Source organism: Streptomyces sp. NBC_00859, from assembly GCF_045161865.1.
GTDB lineage: Bacteria > Actinomycetota > Actinomycetes > Streptomycetales > Streptomycetaceae > Streptomyces.
In genome coordinates, this window is record NZ_CP108826.1 from 4,760,930 (window position 1) to 4,778,962 (window position 18,033).

Genomic DNA, 18,033 nt, shown 5'->3' on the forward strand with positions numbered 1-18,033 from the left:
GCATCTGAATGAAGCCTCACCCGCCCATCGCGCAGAAAGCGCATAAAAGGGATATAGGCGACTACGGTGGCGCCGTGACCGAGCCGCCTGCTGCCCCCGCCGTGCCACCGCCATCTCCGCCCGTCCCGCCGGAACCGCAGGTGTCTCGGGCGGGCGCTCCCGGCTCCGGCGGTGGGGCGGCCACCGGGCCGCTGTGCTCCGTCTCGGCACGTGCGACGACCGCGGGCGTCGTGGTCTCGCTGCTGCTGATCGTGGCGATCGTGCTGGGCAGCCGCTTCCTGCACGACTTCGACTCGGCTCTGTTGCCGTACGCGGTCGCCAGTGTCTTCCTCGCCTTCGGTGTCGCCCACCGGTACACCGTCTGGGTCTCCGCGCCCGGCGCCCGCAGACTGTTCAACAAGGGCTGGGGCAGCTTCTTCTCGCGTGCCAACTTCCGCAAGGCCCCGACCGCCCTGCCGAAGATGATCGCCACCTACCTCGGCCTCCAGAAGTTTCTCGGCGCCCGCTCGCATGCCCGCTGGGCCGCCCATCAGCTCATCTTCTGGGGGTGCATCCTCGCCTCGATGATCACCTTCCCGCTCACCTGGGGCTGGTTCACCTTCACTTCGGGCAGCGGCTCGGGGCCCGGCTACGAGATGCGGATCTGGGGCTTCAAGATCCTCGGCTTCGACTCGCTGAACATTCTGGGCTGGCTGATGTTCCACGGCCTTGACCTCGCGGCGGTCCTGGTCATCCCCGGCGCCTCGTACTTCCTGTGGCGGCGGATGAAGGACCGGGGGGCCATGACGGGGCAGCGGTTCGCCTACGACCTGGTGCCGCTGCTCGCATTGATCATCATCTCCGTGACCGGCCTCCTCCTCACCTTCTCCTCGGTCTTCCTGCACGGCGGCGGCTACGAATTCCTCGCCCTTCTGCACATGGTCTCGGTGATCTTCACGCTCATCTACATCCCGTTCGGCAAGTTCTTCCACATCGTGCAGCGACCCGCCGCCGTCGGGATGCAGCTCTTCAAATACACCGCCCGCCAGGACGACCAGGTCTTCACCTGCCGCCGCTGCCACGAGCCGATCGACACCGGGCCCTACGTCGAAAACCTCCGATCCACCATGCGTGACCTGGACCTCAGCTTCGACGCCTGGGCCGAGTACTGCCCCCGCTGCAAGCGGGTGCTGCGCGGCAACGCCTACCTCAGCCAAGTGAAGAAGGGCTTCAAGTGAGCACCCCGCACGCCCCGGCTGCCCCGCACGACCCGGCTGAACCGCACCGCCCCGCTGTCCCGTTCGACCCGGCCCTCGCACCTCCCGGCACCCGCAACTTCCGGGACGCGGGCGGCATCCCGGCCGACCAGTGGCACGCCGACCAGAACGGCGAGACGCTCGTCCCCACCCACTGCTGTTTCTGCGGGGTGCAGTGCGGCATGTACCTCCGGGTGGACAAGGGCGGCAAGGTCTTCGGGGTCGAGCCCCGTAACCACGACATCAACCGGATGCGGCTCTGCCCGAAGGGCATCAACGCCTACCAGCAGGTCAATCACCCCGACCGGCTCACCGCCCCACTGATGCGCCGATCCCGGGACGAGCCGTTCAGGGAAGCCTCGTGGGAGGAGGCGCTCGACTTCACCGTCGCCGAAATCCGGCGTATCCAGGGGCAGTACGGCAACGACGCCTTCGGGCTGCTCGGCGGAGCCAGCCTCTACTCCGAGAAGACGTATCTGGTCGGCAAGTTCGGCCGGGTCGCGCTCAAGACGCGCCACGTCGACTACAACGGCCGGCTCTGCATGGTCAGCGCGGCCGGTGCGAACAAACTCGCCTTCGGTATCGACCGGGCGGGCAACCCCTTCTCCGACATCCTCCTCACCGACTGCCTGCTCATCGCCGGCTCGAACGTCGGCGAGTGCTTCCCCGTGCTGACGCAGTACATGTGGGGAGCCAGGGACCGGGGTGCCTCCCTCATCGTCATCGATCCGCGCGAGACGGCCATCGCCCGCACCGCGGACATCCACGTCGCGCTCAAGCCGGGCACCGACTCGGTCTTTTTCAACGCCGTACTCAACGTGGTGATCCGCGAGGGCCTCGACGACAAGGCCTTCGTCGAGGCGCACGCCACCGGCTGGGAAGAGGTCCGTGCCAAGGCCGCCGAGTACACCCCGGAGCGGGCCGCCGAGATCTGCGGAATTCCCGCCGCGCAGGTTGTCCAGGTCGCCAGGGCCTTCGGCGGCGCCGACAGGGCCATGGCCTGGCATGCCCGTGGTATCGAGCACCACTCCCAGGGCGTCGAGAACTGCCTCTCCGTCATCAACCTCTGCACCGCCACCGGCCACATCGGCCGTCCGGGCGCCGGCTACGGCACCCTCACCGGCCAGGGCAACGGGCAGGGCGGCCGCGAACACGGCCAGAAGTCCGACCTCCTCCCGGGCGGCCGCTCGATCATGAACCCGGAGCACCGCAGGCAGATCTGCGAGATCTGGGGCATCGAGGAATCCGAACTCCCTCCCGCGGGAACCTCGATGATGGAAATGGTCTGGCAGATGCAGCGCGGTGAGATCCGCGGTCTCATCGGCATCTGCAACAACCCCTTTGTCTCGCTCCCGAACTACCGTGTGGTCAAGGAGGGTTACGACGCCACCGAGTTCCATGCGCAGTTCGACTTCTTCCTCTCGGAGACCGCGGCCAACGCGCACGTGGTCTTCCCCGTCACCACCTGGGCCGAGGACGAGGGCGTGATGGCCAATGCGGAGGCCCGTGTCGTCAAGCACAACAAGGCGCAGGACCCGCCCCCCGGGGTGCGGACCGATACCTGGGTGATCTCGCAGCTCGCCGAGCGCCTCGGCGTCGGTGACAAGTTCACTTACGCGGGCTCCCGAGACGTCTTCGAGGAACTGCGCATCGCGTCCGCCGGCACGGTGATCGACTACTACGGCATCACCTACGAACGGCTTGAGGAGACCGGCGGTATCGCCTGGCCCTGTCCGTCCACCGATCACCCCGGCACCCCCCGGCTCTTCGAGGACGGCACGACCTACCACCCCGACGGCAAGATCCATATGCAAGTCGTCGAGTGGCACCCGCCGATGGATCCGTACGACGACGAGCACCCCATGTCGCTCACCACCGGACGAACGGTGGCGCACTTCCTCTCCGGTAACCAGACCCGAAGGCTCGGCGGGCTCGTCGAGCAGACCCCGCGCCCCTGGGTGGAGGTGCACCCGTCGCACGGCTTCAGGTCAGGTGATCCGGTGCGTGTTGTCACCCGGCGGGGCAGCGAGGTCTTCCCCGCACTGGTCACGGAGGCCATCAGGCCCGACACCGTCTTCATCCCGTACCACTGGCCGGTTCCCGCCGCTGCCAATGCCCTCACCATCGATGCGCTCGACCCCCGCTCCAAGATTCCCGAGTACAAGGTCTGTGCCTGCCGTATCGAGGCCGCCGAGCGAGTCGACGAAGTCCCCGCACCCCCTGTCGCACCCGGCGGTACGGCCTACCCAGAGACGCAGATTTCCCGCACCGACCCCCTGCCGCCCTCGGCCCCGCAAGGGCGTGGCACGGCGGAGAGGAGCTGAGCCCCGCATGATGGGCAGAACGATCTTTATCGATCCAGGGCGCTGCATCGGCTGCCAGGCCTGTGTCTCCGCCTGCCGTGAGTGCGACTCGCACCGGGGCAAGTCGATGATCCACCTCGACTACACCGATCCCGGCCAGTCCGTCGCCTCCCTCCCTACGGTCTGCATGCACTGCGAGGACCCGGTGGCGCCCTGCGCCGAGGTCTGTCCGGCCGACGCGATCCTGGTGACATCCGACGGTGTGGTGCAGCAGGCCGACACCACCCGCTGCATCGGCTGTTCCAACTGTGTGAACGCCTGTCCCTTCGGCGTACCGAAGATCGACCTTCAGGCGAAGCTCCAGCTGAAGTGCAATCTCTGCTACGACCGCACCGCGTACGGCCTCGCTCCCATGTGCGCCACGGTCTGCCCGACGGGAGCGCTGTTCTACGGAACGCTGGAGGAGCTCCAGGCCGAGCGGCCGGGGGTCCAGGTCGCCGATTCCTTCGCGTTCGGCGATGTCGTGGTCAAGACCGGGGTCGCGATGGTGGTCCCCGCCGAGAAGGTGCAGTGGCCGGTGCCCGGCGGGCTTCCGGTCGTCGAGGTCAATGGAGTCGATGTGAGAGAAACACCTGGTGCCGACGGTGTTGGTGGTGTCGGTGCGGTTGGTGGTGGTGTCGGCGGTGCCGGTGGCGCTCGCGGTGTGAGCGGCGCCAGTGCTTCGGGCCGTACCGATGATCCGTTCGGCTCCAGTAGTGCTTCCGGCTCCGGTAACGCCTCTGGTTCCGGAAGCGCTGGTGATGCAGATGGTGCGGGCGGTGCCGACGGCGCGGTGGGCGGGGGCAGCGGACGATGAGTGTCACCCAGCAACCTCCGGGCCAGCAGCCACCGGGCCAGCAGCCCCCGGGCGGCGGCTCGGTGAACAACGGCGGGGCCCGTGAGGCGCTGCACGACCGGATCAGCGCGGATGCGCTGAGCACGCGCCGCGACTATCTGCGGATCGTCACCACCGTGTCGGGGGGCCTTGCCGTCGGCGGCCTCGGCGTCGCGGGGGGAATCCTGAAGCGGCACGGCGACAGTGAGACCGCCCCCGCCCCGAAGAAGGTCACCGACCGGTTGCAGCCCGGCGAATCCGTCTCCTTCCGCTTTCCTGGGGACGAGGACCGTGCTGTCGCCGTACGGCTCGCGGACGGCAGTCTCGCCGGGTACTCCGCCGTCTGTACCCACCTCGCCTGTGCCGTCCTGTGGCGCAAGGACCGAGGTACGGAGGGCGAGCTCTACTGTCCCTGTCATGAGGGTGTCTTCGACGCCAGGACCGGAGAGGTCACGGCGGGCCCGCCGCCTCGGGGGCTGCCCCGGGTGCTCCTCGTCGAGCGGGACGACGGCAGCGTCTGGGCCCTTGCCACTGCCCGCTCGGGCGAGGACACCAAGGACGCGGTGTGCCGGCAGTTCAAGGAGTCGGACCCGGAATCGACCGCGAGGATCGGCTGTCCCGGTGTGACGGGGGCTACACGTGAGCGAGGGGAGCAGACATGACAGGCCAGCCACCGCCGCCCGACCGGCCCCGGCCCGACTACCGGCCGGGCAGTGCCCAGCCCCGCCTCAACCGGCCGGTCGCCGAACGGTATCCGCAGATCCGCCCCACCAGCGGGTACGCCGATCCACGGATCCGGCACACGGGCCCCGGCCCCGGCGCCGGGAGTGAGCAGGAGCCTGAGCGTTCGTCCAAGCTGACCGCCCGGCTGGTCCTGGCGATGTCGGTCGTGATCGGCCAGCTCTGGGCGCTGACGATCACCGTGAACGAGTGGATGGAGGGAAACACGGGCACCGCCTGGTGGGGCGCCGGATTCCTCTGCCTGTCCTTCCTGGTGGTGCTCGGCCTCTGGTTCCTCGACCCGAAGGACCGGTGAAGGGCAGGCTGGGAGGAGGACCAGCCCGAAGAGGGGCCTGGAGCGCGATGGGCCGGGGCGGCCGGAGCCGCGGGGCGGACGGGGGTCGTACCCTTGCGGTATGAGCACTGCCCCCGCTTCCGGACCCGGTGACGACGGCGACCGCGCCCCCGGGCCCCGCCGAGGCGCGAAGCTTCCGGAGTCCGAGCCGAGCACGGAGCCGAGTGCAGACGTGAGCACCGAGCCGAGCCCCGAGCCGAGCGCGAAGGTGGATCCGAAGCCGAGGCCCAAGCCGCAGTCCAAGCTGGTCTTCGATGATCCGCTCGACCAGCAGTCCCCGGACGACACGGACCACGGCTGGGGCGGGCAGACATCCTCCGGGAGCAGCGCGTCGGATCTGGCTCGCTTCCTGGACGAGAAACCGCCGCACCACATCTGATCCGTCTCCGGTGTCAGGAATCGTGAGCTGATCCCGGCCCGTGCTGGGCTACCAGCGCGTCCCTGATCTCCCGCAGCAGCGCCACCTCGGCAGCCTCGGCCTCCACGGTTTCCTCGTGCAGCGCCTGCTCCTTGGCGGCCTTGCGTGCGAGGTACTTGGCCATGGGCAGCACCATGAGGAAGTAGACGACGGCCGCGGTGATGACGAAGGTCAGAACAGAGTTCAGCACCGACCCCCACAGGATGTAGATACCGCTGGTCACATCGCCGGAGGCGTTCACGGCGCACGGGTGCTTGAAGCAGGACTTGTACGAGTCCAGCTGCGAGGTGCCGAAGGCGCCGACCAGCGGGCTGATCACGCCCTTCACCACGGAATTCACCACGGCTGTGAAGGCGGCGCCAATGACGACGGCGACAGCGAGGTCGATGACGTTCCCCCGCATGAGGAAGGCTTTGAAGCCCTCCAGCAGGGTCGGGTTCTCTTTGCTCATCAAGCGATCCTTCTTCGTGTGCGCCGGTGGCGGAACGGTCCGCTCCGCCACCTAAGGCGCTGCACTGCGAAGCTGTCCAATTACCCCACTCCCGGAGGGGATATGACAGGGCATCAGTTCTATTCAGCACAGGGTCACCGCCAGTTCCGACGTTGCTCCGGCACCTGCCAGCGCGGTCGCCGTCGCGCGGGACACGTCGAGGACGATCAGCGCTCCGGGGTCGGAGGACCCGGAGATCTCGGAGGGTTCGGACGACGTGTCGCCCGCGCTCGGTACGTCGGACACGCGGGCCCCTGTCGCGACCACCCGGGCCGCGCCGGCGGAACCCGGCACGTCCCGCCCGGCGGCGGTGCCATCGGCTGTGCCGCTGCCGATCGCGATGACATCCACCCGGTCGCCGGCCGCCAGCAGGCGTACGGTCCCCGCGTCGGCGATCCGAATCGGCGCGGACACCAGGGGAGCGCGGCCCGAGGCCGCGGGCGTGCTCGGCGCGCGTGATCGCACGGCCGCCGGTACGTCTGATTCCGCTCCAGCGCGGGCATCAGCCCGGATGTCGGGCCCGGCCTCCGCGCCTCCCGCGTCACGTGGTGCCCAGGCAGCCAGCCCGGCAGCCGCGAGGACCAGCCCGGCGGCAACCGTCCGCCGCCATCTGCCCATAGCCCGCCGCAGGCGGAGCCGCCCAGGGGGCACCCGCAGTGGGGCGAACAGTGGCACTCCGCGCGGCTCGGGCGCGGATACGGCCGGTACGGGCATGGGGATCATGGGAACCACCGCCTGGTGAGAGGAGTCCGGGGCAAGCTCCACCCACGATCAGGGGTCCAGCGATATCCCGCTGAGAGCTGTGGACTACCCGCGAGTTGTGGAAAACTCCCTCACTCGCACGGTGCCCGCCGACACCGCATGGCGTCCCCGCCGACACCGCGCCTGCGCCTTCACCAGTACCGCGCACCAGTACCTCGCACCAGCGCCGCCCCCGCACCAGCGCCGCCCCCGCACCAGTGCCCGCCTCCCAGGGCGGCACCGCCCCGTCACCAGCACCAGCACCGCCCGGCCACCAGCACCGCCCCCGCACCAGCACCGCCCGGCCACCAGCACCGCCCCCTCAAGGCAGCGCGATCGCCTCAGGGCAGCGCGATCCCCGTGTCGACTCCGTCCAGCGCACGCGCGCAGTGGCAGGCCTGCGACTGCTCGGCGGGCAGCCCGGCCACCGCGTCGAAGAGCACCGTGCGCAACCGGTCCACATTGGCGGCGAACACCTTGAGCACCTCCTCGTGGGAGACACCTTCGCCGGCCTCGGCCCCCGCGTCCAGGTCCGTGACCAGTGTCATCGATGTGTAGCAGAGCCCCAGTTCGCGGGCGAGGACCGCCTCGGGGTGGCCGGTCATGCCCACGACGGACCAGCCCATCGCCGCGTGCCAGCGGGACTCGGCCCTGGTCGAGAATCGCGGTCCCTCGATGACGACCAGGGTCCCGCCGTCCACCGGCTCCCACTTCTGCCCGCGGGCCGCCGCGAGGGCCGCCCTGCGTCCCTCGGAGCAGTAGGGGTCGGCCAGCGACACATGCACCACGTTCGGGATGCTGCCGTCCGGCAGCGGCTCGCCGTCGTAGTACGTCTGGGTGCGGGCCTTCGTGCGGTCCACCATCTGGTCCGGCACCAGCAGCGTCCCCGGCCCGTACTCCGGTCGCAGCCCGCCCACCGCGCACGGGCCGAGCACCTGCCGTACGCCGACGGACCGCAGCGCCCAGAGGTTCGCGCGGTAGTTGATGAGGTGCGGGGGCAGATGGTGGCCCCGCCCGTGCCGGGGAAGGAACGCCACCCGGCGCCCGGCGATCTCGCCGAGGAAGAGGGAGTCGCTCGGCTTCCCGTACGGGGTGTCCACCACGACCTCGGTCACGTCGTCCAGGAAGGAGTAGAAGCCGGAGCCACCGATGACACCGATGTCCGCTGCCGGGGCCGCGGTTGCCAGTTCTGCTGCCAGGTCTGCCGGGTTCGCCACATTCACCATGCCGGTCACACTATCCGGGGTTCCGGAGGCGCCCCGGACACACCGAAGACCCCACCGTCGACGACGGCGGGGTCCTGGGAAAGCGGAATCAGGCGGCGGAGCTGCCGCTGGAGGAGCCGCTCGACGAGGAGGACGACGCCGGACTGCCCGACTTCGACGCTCCGGCCTTCGAGTCGGAACCCGAAGAGCCGGTAGATCCCGAGGACCCGGAAGAGCCCGAAGAACTCGACGACGAGCCCGACGACGAGTCCGTCGAGGAACCGCCGGACTTCGACGACGCCGCCGTGCTGCTCGACGAGGAGCCACGGCTGTCGTTCCGGTAGAAACCCGAGCCCTTGAAGACAATGCCGACCGCCGAGAACACCTTCTTCAGGCGTCCTTCGCAGCTCGGGCATACGGTCAGGGCGTCATCGGTGAACTTCTGCACCGCCTCGAGGCCCTCGCCGCATTCGGTGCACTGATACTGATAGGTCGGCACTTGCTCCTCCTGGCACTCTCACTCAGTGAGTGCTAACGACGCTCTATAGTGACGTATTCCGCTGGATCAGTCCACTGAGACCGGCACTCGGTGACCGATCCCACGCCCGATCCCACGCCCGGCGCCATGACCGGCGCCCTGGGAGGTGCCGCTTTCCCGCTCCCGCGCGGAGTCCCGTTCGGTGTCGCGCCCGACTGGGACGGCCGGTCCGGAGTCCGGTTCCGTGCCCGGTCCGGAGCCGCGCGGCGTCAGCCGCGACCGCAGGGCGAGGAGGACGGCCAGGGCCAGTACCGTCCCGCCCATCGGCACCAGGAAACCGGCGCTCGAGCTGTACGCGTCGGTCAGCTCGCCCGCCACCGAGACGGCCGCGGCCTGCCCCAGGGCGACCGAACCGGTCAGCCAGGTGAAGGCCTCGGTGCGTGCCGAAGCGGGCACCAGCGTCTCCACCAGCGTGTAGCCGCTGATCAGCGCCGGTGCGATGCAGAGCCCGACCAGCAGTCCGAGCCCCGCGACGAGCGGCGCCGTGTGCATGGCCCAGAGCCCGGACGCGGTCACGGCCAGTGCCGTGTACGCGGCGAGCAGCCGGAACTTCGGACCGGTCTTCCAGGCGACAGCCCCACAGATGATGCCCGCGAGCATGTTGCCCGCGGCGAAGACCCCGTACATCAGGCCGTTCACGCCGGGCTGCCCGATCTCCTCGGCGAACGCCGTCAGGGAGACCTGCATGCCGCCGAACACGGCGCCGATCCCCAGGAACGCCACGGCGAGCACCCGTACCCCGGGCACCGACAGCGCGGAGACCGGGCGCACGGAAGTGTGGCCCTCCTCACGGCCGCCGACGACCGGCTGGGTCCGGCGCTGCGCCGCGAAGACCAGGCCGCCCAGCAGGGTCAGCGTGGCCTCGGTGATCAGCCCGGCCGCCGGGTGGATTCCGGTGCACAGCGCGGTCGTCAGCACCGGGCCGATGACGAAGGTGAATTCGTCCGTCACCGATTCGAAGGCCGCGGCCGTCGTCATGAGGGGGGAGCCGTCCAGCTTCGCGGCCCAGCGGGCCCGCACCATCGGGCCGACCTGCGGCACCGAAGCACCGGTCGGTACAGCTGCGATGAACAGGGCCCACAGGGGTGCTCCCGCCAGGGCGAGTGACGTCAGGGTCACCACCGACGCGGTGTGCACGAGCACGCCGGGGAACAGCACCGCGCGCTGTCCGAACCGGTCGGCGAGCTTGCCGCTCTGCGGCGCGAACAACGCCATGGAGACACCCGTCACAGCGGCGACGACGCCGGCGCTGCCGTACGAACCCGTCGTGTGCTGCACCAGCAGCACGATGCCGATCGTCAGCATCGCGAACGGCTGCCGCGCGGCGAAACCGGGCAGCAGGAACGTCCATGCGCCAGGTGTGCGCAGCAGTTGCCCGTACCCCGGACGGGTCTCGGAGACCGTGGACACCACGGCCTAGCCTTTCTGCCGCCTGGTGGCGCTCCCCTTGTCGTACGGGCATGCAGGGGCATGCGTACGGGAGCTGCCGAGAGCTGTCCTCTTGCGCGGAACTGCGGTAGGCCGGGCTGTTTCGTCGTGCGGAACACCTGCGCGGATACCGCGCAGGCACCGCGACGGGGGTGCCTCGACCGCCATACGGTCGCGCCAGCTCTGCATCAGGCAGAGTTGGTCGATCAGGTCAATCTGGTCAATCGCGTCAAGTCGATCGGTTCATGGTACCGCTATTGGCGAGCCAGCCCGCCAGCTTGCCTCCTTGGCCGATGGCCCGCAACCGTGCCTCGGCCGCGTCGCGGACCGGATCGGTCGCCACCACGAGCAGTTCGTCCCCGCGGCGCAGCACGGTCGAAGGCTGCGGTACGAAGCTCGTACCGTCCCGGACGACCAGGGTCACGGCGGCGCCCTTGGGCAGGCGCAGTTCGCCGACCTCGACGCCGTGCATCCGCGAGGTCTCCGGGATCGCCACCGACAGCAGATGTCCGCGCAGCCGCTCCAGCGGCGCCGATTCGATGCCGAGGTCCGCGGTCCCGGTGCTGTCGCCGAGATTCAGCTTCCTTGCCAGCCAGGGCAGTGTCGGTCCCTGGACCAGGGTGTAGACGACGACGAGCACGAAGACGATGTTGAAGACCCGGGAGCTGCCGTCGATCCCGGACACCATCGGGATGGTGGCCAGGATGACGGGCACGGCTCCGCGAAGTCCGGCCCACGACATCAGGGTCTGCTCCTGCCAGGTCACCCGGAAGGGCGCCAGGCTCAGCAGTACGGAGACCGGCCGCGCCACCATCGTCAGGACCAGGCCCACGATCACGGCGGGCCAGAAGTCACTGCCCAGCTCGTGCGGGCTCACCAGCAGGCCGAGCAGCACGAACATGCCGATCTGGGCGATCCAGCCGAGCCCTTCGGCGAATCCGCGAGTGGCCGGCCAGTGCGGCAGCTTGGCGTTCCCCAGCAGCATCGCGGCGAGGTAGACGGCGAGGAACCCACTGCCGTGCGCGATGGCCCCGGCCGCGTACGCCATGATCGCGATGGCCATCACCGCGATCGGGTAGAGGCCGGAGGCGGGCAGCGCGACATGGCGCAGCCCCCAGGACCCGAGCCAGCCGACGGCGAGGCCGACGGAGGCGCCGATCGCCAGTTCCAGGGCGATCTCGCCGATCAGTACGTACCAGTGGTCCACCGGGCCCGCCGTCGAGAAGGCGATCACCAGGATCACCACCGGGGCGTCGTTGAAGCCGGACTCGGCCTCCAGCACTCCGGTGATCCGGGACGGCAGGGGCACCTTGCGCAGGACGGAGAAGACCGCTGCGGCGTCCGTCGACGAGACCACGGCACCGATGATCAGGGCCTGGCGCCATTCGAGACCGACCAAGTAGTGCGCGCCCGCGGCGGTGATGCCCACGCTCACGGCGACGCCGGCCGTCGACAGCACCACGGCCATCGGCAGGACCGGCTTGATCTCTTTCCACTTGGTGCCGAGGCCGCCCTCGGTGAGGATCACTACCAGAGCGGCGTAGCCGATCACCTGCGTCATCTCGACGTTGTCGAACTTGACGTGGAAGATGCCGTCCTGGCCGATCGCCATCCCGATGCCGAGGTACAGGAGCAGGCTGGGGAGGCCGCTGCGTGAGGAGATGCGCACGGCGGCCACGGCGATCAGCAGGACCAGCGAGCAGATCAGCAGGAGCTCGTTGAGATGGTGGACAGTCAGTGGCCGTTCCTTCCTTCGTGCACCTGCAGTTACTTCGTTACCCTACCTAATCCTTGACGCTTCCTTGACGCTTCGCTTACTTGTGCGATGCCGGCGGGGATGCCGAGTCCGGAGCGGGCGGGCGCTGCGCCTATGGTTGCTCCAGCGCTCCGTCGGTACTACAGACCACCCTGCCCCTCGAAGGACAGCGATGCCCGCCGCCACCACCTCAGCCGCCCCTTCCGGCACGAAATCCGGCACGAAATCCCGCAGGAAGAAAGGGCGTCGCGCCAGGCTGCTCGTGATCGTCCTGGTGCTGGCGCTCGTCGCGGGCATCGGGTACGGGACGTACTGGGGCGTGAGCACTGTGCGGGCGTCCCTGCCGCAGACGTCCGGTGAGATCAAGGTTCCCGGCCTCTCGGGCAACGTCGACGTCAAGCGGGACAGTTACGGCGTTCCGCAGATCTACGCGGACACCGACGCCGACCTCTTCCGGGCGCAGGGCTTCGTCCAGGCGCAGGACCGCTTCTACGAGATGGACGTCCGGCGTCACATGACGTCCGGCCGGCTCTCCGAGATGTTCGGATCGGGGCAGGTCAAGACCGACTCCTTCCTGCGCACGCTCGGCTGGCACCGGGTCGCGCAGCAGGAGTACGACACCAAGCTGTCGCCGCAGACCAAGAAGAACCTGCAGTCGTACGCGGCCGGGGTCAACGCATATCTGAAGGGCAAGGACGGGAAGCAGATCTCCGTCGAGTACGCGGCCCTGAACCTCACCAACGACTACAAGCCCGAGGCGTGGACGCCCGTCGACTCGGTGGCCTGGCTCAAGGCGATGGCCTGGGACCTGCGCGGCAACATGCGGGACGAGATCGACCGGTCGCTGATGACCTCGCGGCTCGACGCCAAGCAGATCAGTGACCTCTATCCGTCCTACCCGTACAGCCGGAACAAGCCGATCGTGCAGCAGGGCGGCATCGACCCGGTCACCGGCAAGTTCGACCAGGACGCGAACCCGGGCGGCTCCGTGGGCGGATCCAGCACCGCGGGCGGCGCGGTCGAGGGCATGCAGTCGCAGCTGTCCTCGCTCTCGGACACGCTGGACAAGATCCCGACGCTGCTCGGCCCGAGCGGCAGCGGCATCGGATCCAACTCCTGGGTCGTCTCCGGCAAGCTGACGACCACCGGCGAGCCGTTGCTGGCCAACGATCCGCACCTGGCGCCGCAACTTCCGTCCCTCTGGTACCAGATGGGCCTGCACTGCCGGACCGTCTCCAGCAGCTGCCACTACGACGTCGCGGGTTACACCTTCTCCGGCATGCCGGGCGTGGTCATCGGCCACAACCAGGACATCTCCTGGGGCTTCACCAACCTCGGCGCCGATGTCACCGACCTCTACCTGGAGAAGGTCACCGACAACGGCTATCTCTACGACGGCGAGGAGAAGCCCTTCACGACCCGCAAGGAGACCATCAAGGTCGCCGGCGGCAAGTCGCGGCAGATCATCGTCCGCGGGACGAACAACGGCCCGCTGGTCTCCGACCGGGACACCGAGCTGGCGAAGGTCGGCGAGAAGGCGCCGGTGGCCTCGGCCGCCCCCGACCGCGGCGACGGCTACGCGGTGGCCCTCAAGTGGACCGCGCTCCAGCCGGGCAACTCCTTGGACGCGGTCTTCGACCTGGACAGGGCCAAGGACTGGACCGGCTTCCGCGCCGCAGCCAAGAACTTCGACGTCCCCTCGCAGAACCTGATCTACGCCGACACCAAGGGCAACATCGGCTACCAGGCGCCCGGCTCCATCCCGATCCGCTCCAAGGGCGACGACGGCACGATGCCCGCGCCGGGCTGGGACCCCAAGTACAAGTGGAAGGGCACGATCCCCTTCGATCAGCTGCCCTACGAGTTCAACCCGAAGCGCGGCTACATCGTCACCGCCAACCAGGCCGTGATCGACCCGAAGAAGTACCCGTACCTGCTCACCGAGGACTGGGGCTATGGGACCCGCAGCCGGCGGATCACCGACCTCATCGAGTCGAAGACCAGGGACGGCGGGAAGATCTCGACCGAGGACATGCAGAAGATGCAGCTGGACAACAGCAGCGAGATCGCCAAGCTGCTGACCCCGCTGCTGCTGAAGCTCAACGTCAAGGACCCTGACGTCCGGCAGGCGCAGAAGCTCCTGGAGGGCTGGGACTACACCCAGGAGTCGGACTCGGCGGCTGCCGCGTACTTCAACGCGGTCTGGCGCAACATCCTCAAGCTCGCCTTCGGCAACAAGCTGCCCAAGGAGCTGCGGGTGGAGGGCCAGTGCCTCAATGTGCCGCCGGCCGACAGCGCTTCGGGCCCCGCCGACGAGCAGGGCAAACTGGTGCGGGAGTGCGGTCAGCGCTCGGCCGACTCGGCGCAGCCGGACGGCGGCGACCGTTGGTTCGAGGTCGTGCGCAAGCTGCTCGACAAGCCGGACAGCGACTGGTGGAAGACCCCCAGGACCCGGCTCGACCAGCCCACCCACAACCGTGACCAGCTGCTGGGCCGGGCCATGAAGGACGCCCGCTGGGAGCTGACGGCCAAGCTCGGCAAGGACGTCGACACCTGGAACTGGGGCCGGCTGCACCAGCTGATGCTCAAGAACCAGACCCTCGGCACCGACGGTCCCGGCGTGCTCAAGTGGATGCTCAACCGCGGCCCGTTCAACCTGGGCGGCGGCGAGGCGGCGGTCGACGCCACCGGATGGAACGCGGCCGGCGGGTACGGCGTCGTCTGGGTCCCCTCGATGCGCATGGTCGTGAACCTCAAGGATCTCGACAAGTCGCAGTGGATCAACCTGACCGGGGAGTCGGGGCACGCGTACAGCGCCCACTACACGGACCAGGAGAGCAAGTGGGCCAACGGCGACCTGCTCGGCTGGTCGTTCAGCAAGGCCGCCGTCGACAGGAGCACGGTCGACACGCTGGTGCTCAAGCCCTGACGCGGGGCGCCGGGTGGCGAACCGGTGAGTGCCGGTGCCGGGGTGCCGCCTGCCGGCGGCATCGCGAACACGGCCGGGCGGGCCTGCTCAGGCGCTGAAGCGGCGGACGCCCTCCGGGGTCACCACCGCGTGAACGGGGTGGTCGTGCGGTTCCTCCGGGACCCGTGCGACCACCTCGCCGCCGTACAGCAGCACCACCAGGGCGGGGTGCGCGGCCGCTCCCGCGAGACGGGCGAGCACCCGGTCGTAACTGCCGCCGCCGCGCCCCAGCCGCATCCCCCGCCCGTCGACGGCGAGTCCCGGCAGCAGGACGGCGTCGGCGTCGACCACCGCGCGTACGCCGAGCCGTGCGCCCCCCGGCTCAAGAAGCCCGCGCCCGGCGGGCACCAGTGCGTCCGCGCCCTCGTACGCGCCCCAGTCGAGGTCGTTGTCGGGCAGCAGTACCGGCAGCAGTACCCGGACCCCGCGGGCGCGCAGCGCGTCGAGCAGCGGGCGGGTGCCCGGCTCGCGGCCCACGGAGACATAGGCCGCGACGGTGTGCGCCCGCGCGAGCTCCGGGAGTGCGACGGCGTGCCCGGCGAGAACCGAAGCGGCCGATTCGACGTCTTTACCGGTCAAGAGGGTTCTCGCGGCGAGGAGTTGCCCCCGCAGGGTTGCTTTGTCCGTTTTTTCGGGCGCCATGGGGGATTCGCAATCCTCTCGTAACCTCGGGTATGAGGATCTATTAACCGGAGCATCATCTTCCGCCCAGAAGCCAGCGGATATGGTGCTGCGTATGACTCAGTCGCCACCCAGGATCAGCAAGGCTGTCATTCCGGCAGCGGGCCTCGGCACCCGGTTCCTGCCGGCCACCAAGGCCACTCCGAAAGAGATGCTGCCCGTGGTCGACAAGCCGGCCATCCAGTACGTCGTCGAGGAGGCGGTCTCGGCCGGCCTCTCCGACGTACTCATGATCACCGGCCGTAACAAGCGCCCGCTGGAAGACCACTTCGACCGCAACTACGAGCTGGAGTCGGCGCTCACCCGCAAGGGCGACGCCGAGAAGCTCGCCAGGGTCCAGGAGTCCAGCGACCTCGCGACCATGCACTACGTACGCCAGGGCGACCCCAGGGGCCTCGGCCACGCCGTCCTGTGCGCCGAGCCGCACGTCGGCGACCAGCCCTTCGCGGTCCTTCTGGGCGACGACCTGATCGACCCGCGCGACCCGCTGCTGGCGCGCATGGTGGAGATCCAGGAGCGGGAGGGCGGCAGCGTGATCGCCCTCATGGAGGTCGAGCCGAGCCAGATCCACCTGTACGGCTGCGCGGCCGTGGAGCCCACCGGTGAGTCGGACGTGGTCAAGGTCACCGACCTGGTGGAGAAGCCCGCGGTGGCCGACGCCCCCAGCAACCTCGCGATCATCGGCCGCTATGTGCTGGACCCCGCGGTCTTCGCCATACTCCGCAAGACCGAGCCCGGCCGAGGCAACGAGATCCAGCTCACCGACGCGCTGCAGCAGCTCGCCCACGACGAGAAGGCCGGCGGCCCGGTGCACGGCGTCGTCTTCAAGGGCCGCCGCTATGACACCGGCGACCGCGGCGACTATCTGCGGGCCATTGTCAGACTCGCGTGCGAACGTGAGGACCTGGGGCCGGACTTCAAGGCCTGGCTTCGCCGTTATGTCACCGAGGAGATGTAGCACGTGAGCAACACCCCGATCTGGTCGGTGGACGAGCACCTGGAAGACATCCTCGCGGCGGTCCGCCCACTCGAACCGATCGAGCTGCAGCTCCCGGACGCGCAGGGCTGTGTTCTCGTCGAGGACGTCACGGTGGAGGTCTCGCTGCCGCCGTTCGACAACAGCTCGATGGACGGGTACGCCGTCCGCACCGTCGACGTCGAGGGTGCGAGCGAGGAGTTCCCCGCCGTCCTCACGGTCATCGGCGACGTGGCGGCCGGGATGGCGGACCTGCCCGCTGTGGGGCCGGGCCAGGCCGCGCGCATCATGACCGGAGCCCCGCTGCCGCCCGGCGCGCAGGCCGTCGTGCCGGTCGAGTGGACCGACGGCGGCACCGGCGGGGGAGCGGCCACCACCATGCGGGCCGCGAGCGGCGCCCCCGAGGGCGCGAGCGGTGAGGTCCGCGTGTACCGCTCGGCGGAGGCGGGCGCGCACGTCCGTGAGCGCGGCAGCGACGTCCGCTCGGGTGATCTCGCACTCGAAGCCGGTACGCTGCTCGGCCCGCCGCAGATCGGGCTGCTCGCCGCCATCGGGCGGGGCTCGGTGCGGGTCCGCCCGCGCCCGCGCGTCGTCGTGATGTCGACCGGCAGCGAGCTGACCCAGCCGGGCGAGGTGCTCGCCGAGGGCCAGATCTACGACTCCAACAGCTTCGCCCTGGCCGCGGCGGCGCGGGACGCGGGCGCCATCTCGTACCGCGTGGGAGCGGTCACCGATGACGCGGCGACTCTGCGCGCCACCATCGAGGACCAGCTGATCCGGGCCGACCTCCTGATCACCACCGGTGGCGTCAGCGTGGGCGCGTACGACGTGGTGAAGGAGGCTCTTTCGTCCGTCGGTGACGAGGACGAGCACGGCAGCGGCATCGACTTCCGCAAGCTGGCGATGCAGCCGGGCAAGCCCCAGGGTTTCGGCTCGATCGGCCCCGACCACACCCCGCTGCTCGCGCTGCCGGGCAACCCGGTCTCCAGCTATGTCTCGTTCGAGTTGTTCGTGCGCCCCGCGATCCGCGCCCTGATGGGGAGGAAGGACGTCCGCCGCCCCACGGTCCGCGCCACCCTGGAGACTCGCCAGGCGCTCACGTCGCCCGCCGGCCGGCGCCAGTTCCTGCGCGGCAGATACGACGCCCAGAAGGCCACCGTCACCCCCGTGGGCGGTTCGGGTTCGCATCTGATCGCGGCTCTCGCCCACGCCGACTGCCTGATCGTGATCCCCGAGGAGGCCGACGGAGCCGAGCCGGGCACGGAGCTCGAAGTGGTCCTCCTGGGCTGAACACGGCGCTGTGGCGGTACCGTGTCTGACCACACAGGCCTGACCGGGAGCGCCA

At 69.5% G+C, this 18,033-nt stretch carries 15 protein-coding genes and 1 pseudogene; 9 read left to right on the forward strand and 7 right to left on the reverse strand.

Annotated features, from left to right (window positions below; genetic code table 11):
- Nucleotides 1-74 precede the first annotated feature (74 nt).
- The 6 genes and pseudogenes from OG584_RS20800 to OG584_RS20825 all read left to right on the forward strand — a co-directional run bounded on the left by OG584_RS20800 (nucleotide 75) and on the right by OG584_RS20825 (nucleotide 5,866).
- Nucleotides 75-1,217, forward strand: a complete 1,143-nt coding sequence (locus OG584_RS20800; protein WP_405779912.1) for an MFS transporter — start codon at nucleotides 75-77, stop codon at nucleotides 1,215-1,217.
- Entirely contained in the window at nucleotides 1,214-3,559 is a 2,346-nt protein-coding gene (locus OG584_RS20805) for a molybdopterin oxidoreductase family protein (protein ID WP_405779913.1), read from the forward strand. The genes OG584_RS20800 and OG584_RS20805 overlap by 4 nt, the downstream gene beginning before the upstream one ends.
- Nucleotides 3,560-3,566: 7 nt before the next feature.
- Nucleotides 3,567-4,163: pseudogene (locus OG584_RS20810) on the forward strand (4Fe-4S dicluster domain-containing protein); the annotation flags it as partial.
- 227 nt (nucleotides 4,164-4,390) lie between these two features.
- Entirely contained in the window at nucleotides 4,391-5,074 is a 684-nt protein-coding gene (locus OG584_RS20815) for a ubiquinol-cytochrome c reductase iron-sulfur subunit (RefSeq protein ID WP_405779915.1), read from the forward strand.
- Nucleotides 5,071-5,448: a hypothetical protein gene (locus OG584_RS20820; protein WP_405779916.1), complete on the forward strand. Its 378-nt coding sequence runs from the start codon at nucleotides 5,071-5,073 to the stop codon at nucleotides 5,446-5,448. The genes OG584_RS20815 and OG584_RS20820 overlap by 4 nt, the downstream gene beginning before the upstream one ends.
- A gap of 211 nt (nucleotides 5,449-5,659) precedes the next feature.
- Entirely contained in the window at nucleotides 5,660-5,866 is a 207-nt protein-coding gene (locus OG584_RS20825) for a hypothetical protein (protein WP_405784196.1), read from the forward strand.
- Between the two features lie 13 nt (nucleotides 5,867-5,879).
- Here OG584_RS20825 and mscL read toward each other — a convergent pair whose 3' ends face one another.
- The 6 genes from mscL to OG584_RS20855 form a co-directional block, all read right to left on the reverse strand.
- Nucleotides 5,880-6,356, reverse strand: coding sequence for a large conductance mechanosensitive channel protein MscL (gene mscL, locus OG584_RS20830; RefSeq protein WP_405779917.1), 477 nt, complete (start codon nucleotides 6,354-6,356; stop codon nucleotides 5,880-5,882).
- 123 nt (nucleotides 6,357-6,479) lie between these two features.
- The gene (locus OG584_RS20835; protein WP_405779919.1) at nucleotides 6,480-6,809 is read right to left on the reverse strand and encodes an RcpC/CpaB family pilus assembly protein; all 330 of its coding nucleotides are present in this window, start codon (nucleotides 6,807-6,809) and stop codon (nucleotides 6,480-6,482) included.
- 668 nt (nucleotides 6,810-7,477) lie between these two features.
- Nucleotides 7,478-8,362 carry an S-methyl-5'-thioadenosine phosphorylase gene (locus OG584_RS20840; protein WP_405779921.1) on the reverse strand — a complete coding sequence of 295 codons (885 nt, stop codon included), beginning with the start codon at nucleotides 8,360-8,362 and terminating at the stop codon, nucleotides 7,478-7,480.
- An 88-nt stretch (nucleotides 8,363-8,450) separates the two neighbouring features.
- Entirely contained in the window at nucleotides 8,451-8,840 is a 390-nt protein-coding gene (locus OG584_RS20845) for an FmdB family zinc ribbon protein (RefSeq protein WP_405779923.1), read from the reverse strand.
- A 66-nt stretch (nucleotides 8,841-8,906) separates the two neighbouring features.
- Nucleotides 8,907-10,292, reverse strand: coding sequence for an MFS transporter (locus OG584_RS20850; protein ID WP_405779925.1), 1,386 nt, complete (start codon nucleotides 10,290-10,292; stop codon nucleotides 8,907-8,909).
- 244 nt (nucleotides 10,293-10,536) lie between these two features.
- Complete coding sequence (locus tag OG584_RS20855) at nucleotides 10,537-12,045, reverse strand: potassium/proton antiporter (RefSeq protein WP_405784198.1); 1,509 nt, start codon at nucleotides 12,043-12,045, stop codon at nucleotides 10,537-10,539.
- A 190-nt stretch (nucleotides 12,046-12,235) separates the two neighbouring features.
- Here OG584_RS20855 and OG584_RS20860 point away from each other — a divergent pair, with 190 nt between their 5' ends.
- The gene (locus OG584_RS20860) at nucleotides 12,236-14,992 is read left to right on the forward strand and encodes a penicillin acylase family protein (RefSeq protein ID WP_405779926.1); all 2,757 of its coding nucleotides are present in this window, start codon (nucleotides 12,236-12,238) and stop codon (nucleotides 14,990-14,992) included.
- 87 nt (nucleotides 14,993-15,079) lie between these two features.
- Here the strand turns inward: OG584_RS20860 and OG584_RS20865 are convergent, their stop codons facing one another.
- Nucleotides 15,080-15,673: a 5-formyltetrahydrofolate cyclo-ligase gene (locus OG584_RS20865; RefSeq protein WP_405779928.1), complete on the reverse strand. Its 594-nt coding sequence runs from the start codon at nucleotides 15,671-15,673 to the stop codon at nucleotides 15,080-15,082.
- A 94-nt stretch (nucleotides 15,674-15,767) separates the two neighbouring features.
- Between OG584_RS20865 and galU the strand changes: the two genes are divergently transcribed.
- Both galU and glp read left to right on the forward strand, forming a co-directional pair.
- On the forward strand, nucleotides 15,768-16,670 hold the full coding sequence (galU, locus tag OG584_RS20870) for a UTP--glucose-1-phosphate uridylyltransferase GalU (protein ID WP_405779930.1): 903 nt from the start codon (nucleotides 15,768-15,770) through the stop codon (nucleotides 16,668-16,670).
- Nucleotides 16,671-16,673: 3 nt separating this feature from the next.
- Entirely contained in the window at nucleotides 16,674-17,978 is a 1,305-nt protein-coding gene (glp, locus tag OG584_RS20875; protein ID WP_405779932.1) for a gephyrin-like molybdotransferase Glp, read from the forward strand.
- Nucleotides 17,979-18,033 lie beyond the last annotated feature (55 nt).

Bases quoted from the DNA above. Each gene is read 5' to 3' on its own strand.
- galU (WP_405779930.1), top strand. From the start codon at position 15,768: ATGACTCAGTCGCCACCCAGGATCAGCAAGGCTGTCATTCCGGCAGCG.
- OG584_RS20865 (WP_405779928.1), bottom strand. From the start codon at position 15,673: ATGGCGCCCGAAAAAACGGACAAAGCAACCCTGCGGGGGCAACTCCTC.
- mscL (WP_405779917.1), bottom strand. From the start codon at position 6,356: ATGAGCAAAGAGAACCCGACCCTGCTGGAGGGCTTCAAAGCCTTCCTC.
- OG584_RS20860 (WP_405779926.1), top strand. From the start codon at position 12,236: ATGCCCGCCGCCACCACCTCAGCCGCCCCTTCCGGCACGAAATCCGGC.
- OG584_RS20840 (WP_405779921.1), bottom strand. From the start codon at position 8,362: ATGGTGAATGTGGCGAACCCGGCAGACCTGGCAGCAGAACTGGCAACC.
- OG584_RS20820 (WP_405779916.1), top strand. From the start codon at position 5,071: ATGACAGGCCAGCCACCGCCGCCCGACCGGCCCCGGCCCGACTACCGG.
- OG584_RS20815 (WP_405779915.1), top strand. From the start codon at position 4,391: ATGAGTGTCACCCAGCAACCTCCGGGCCAGCAGCCACCGGGCCAGCAG.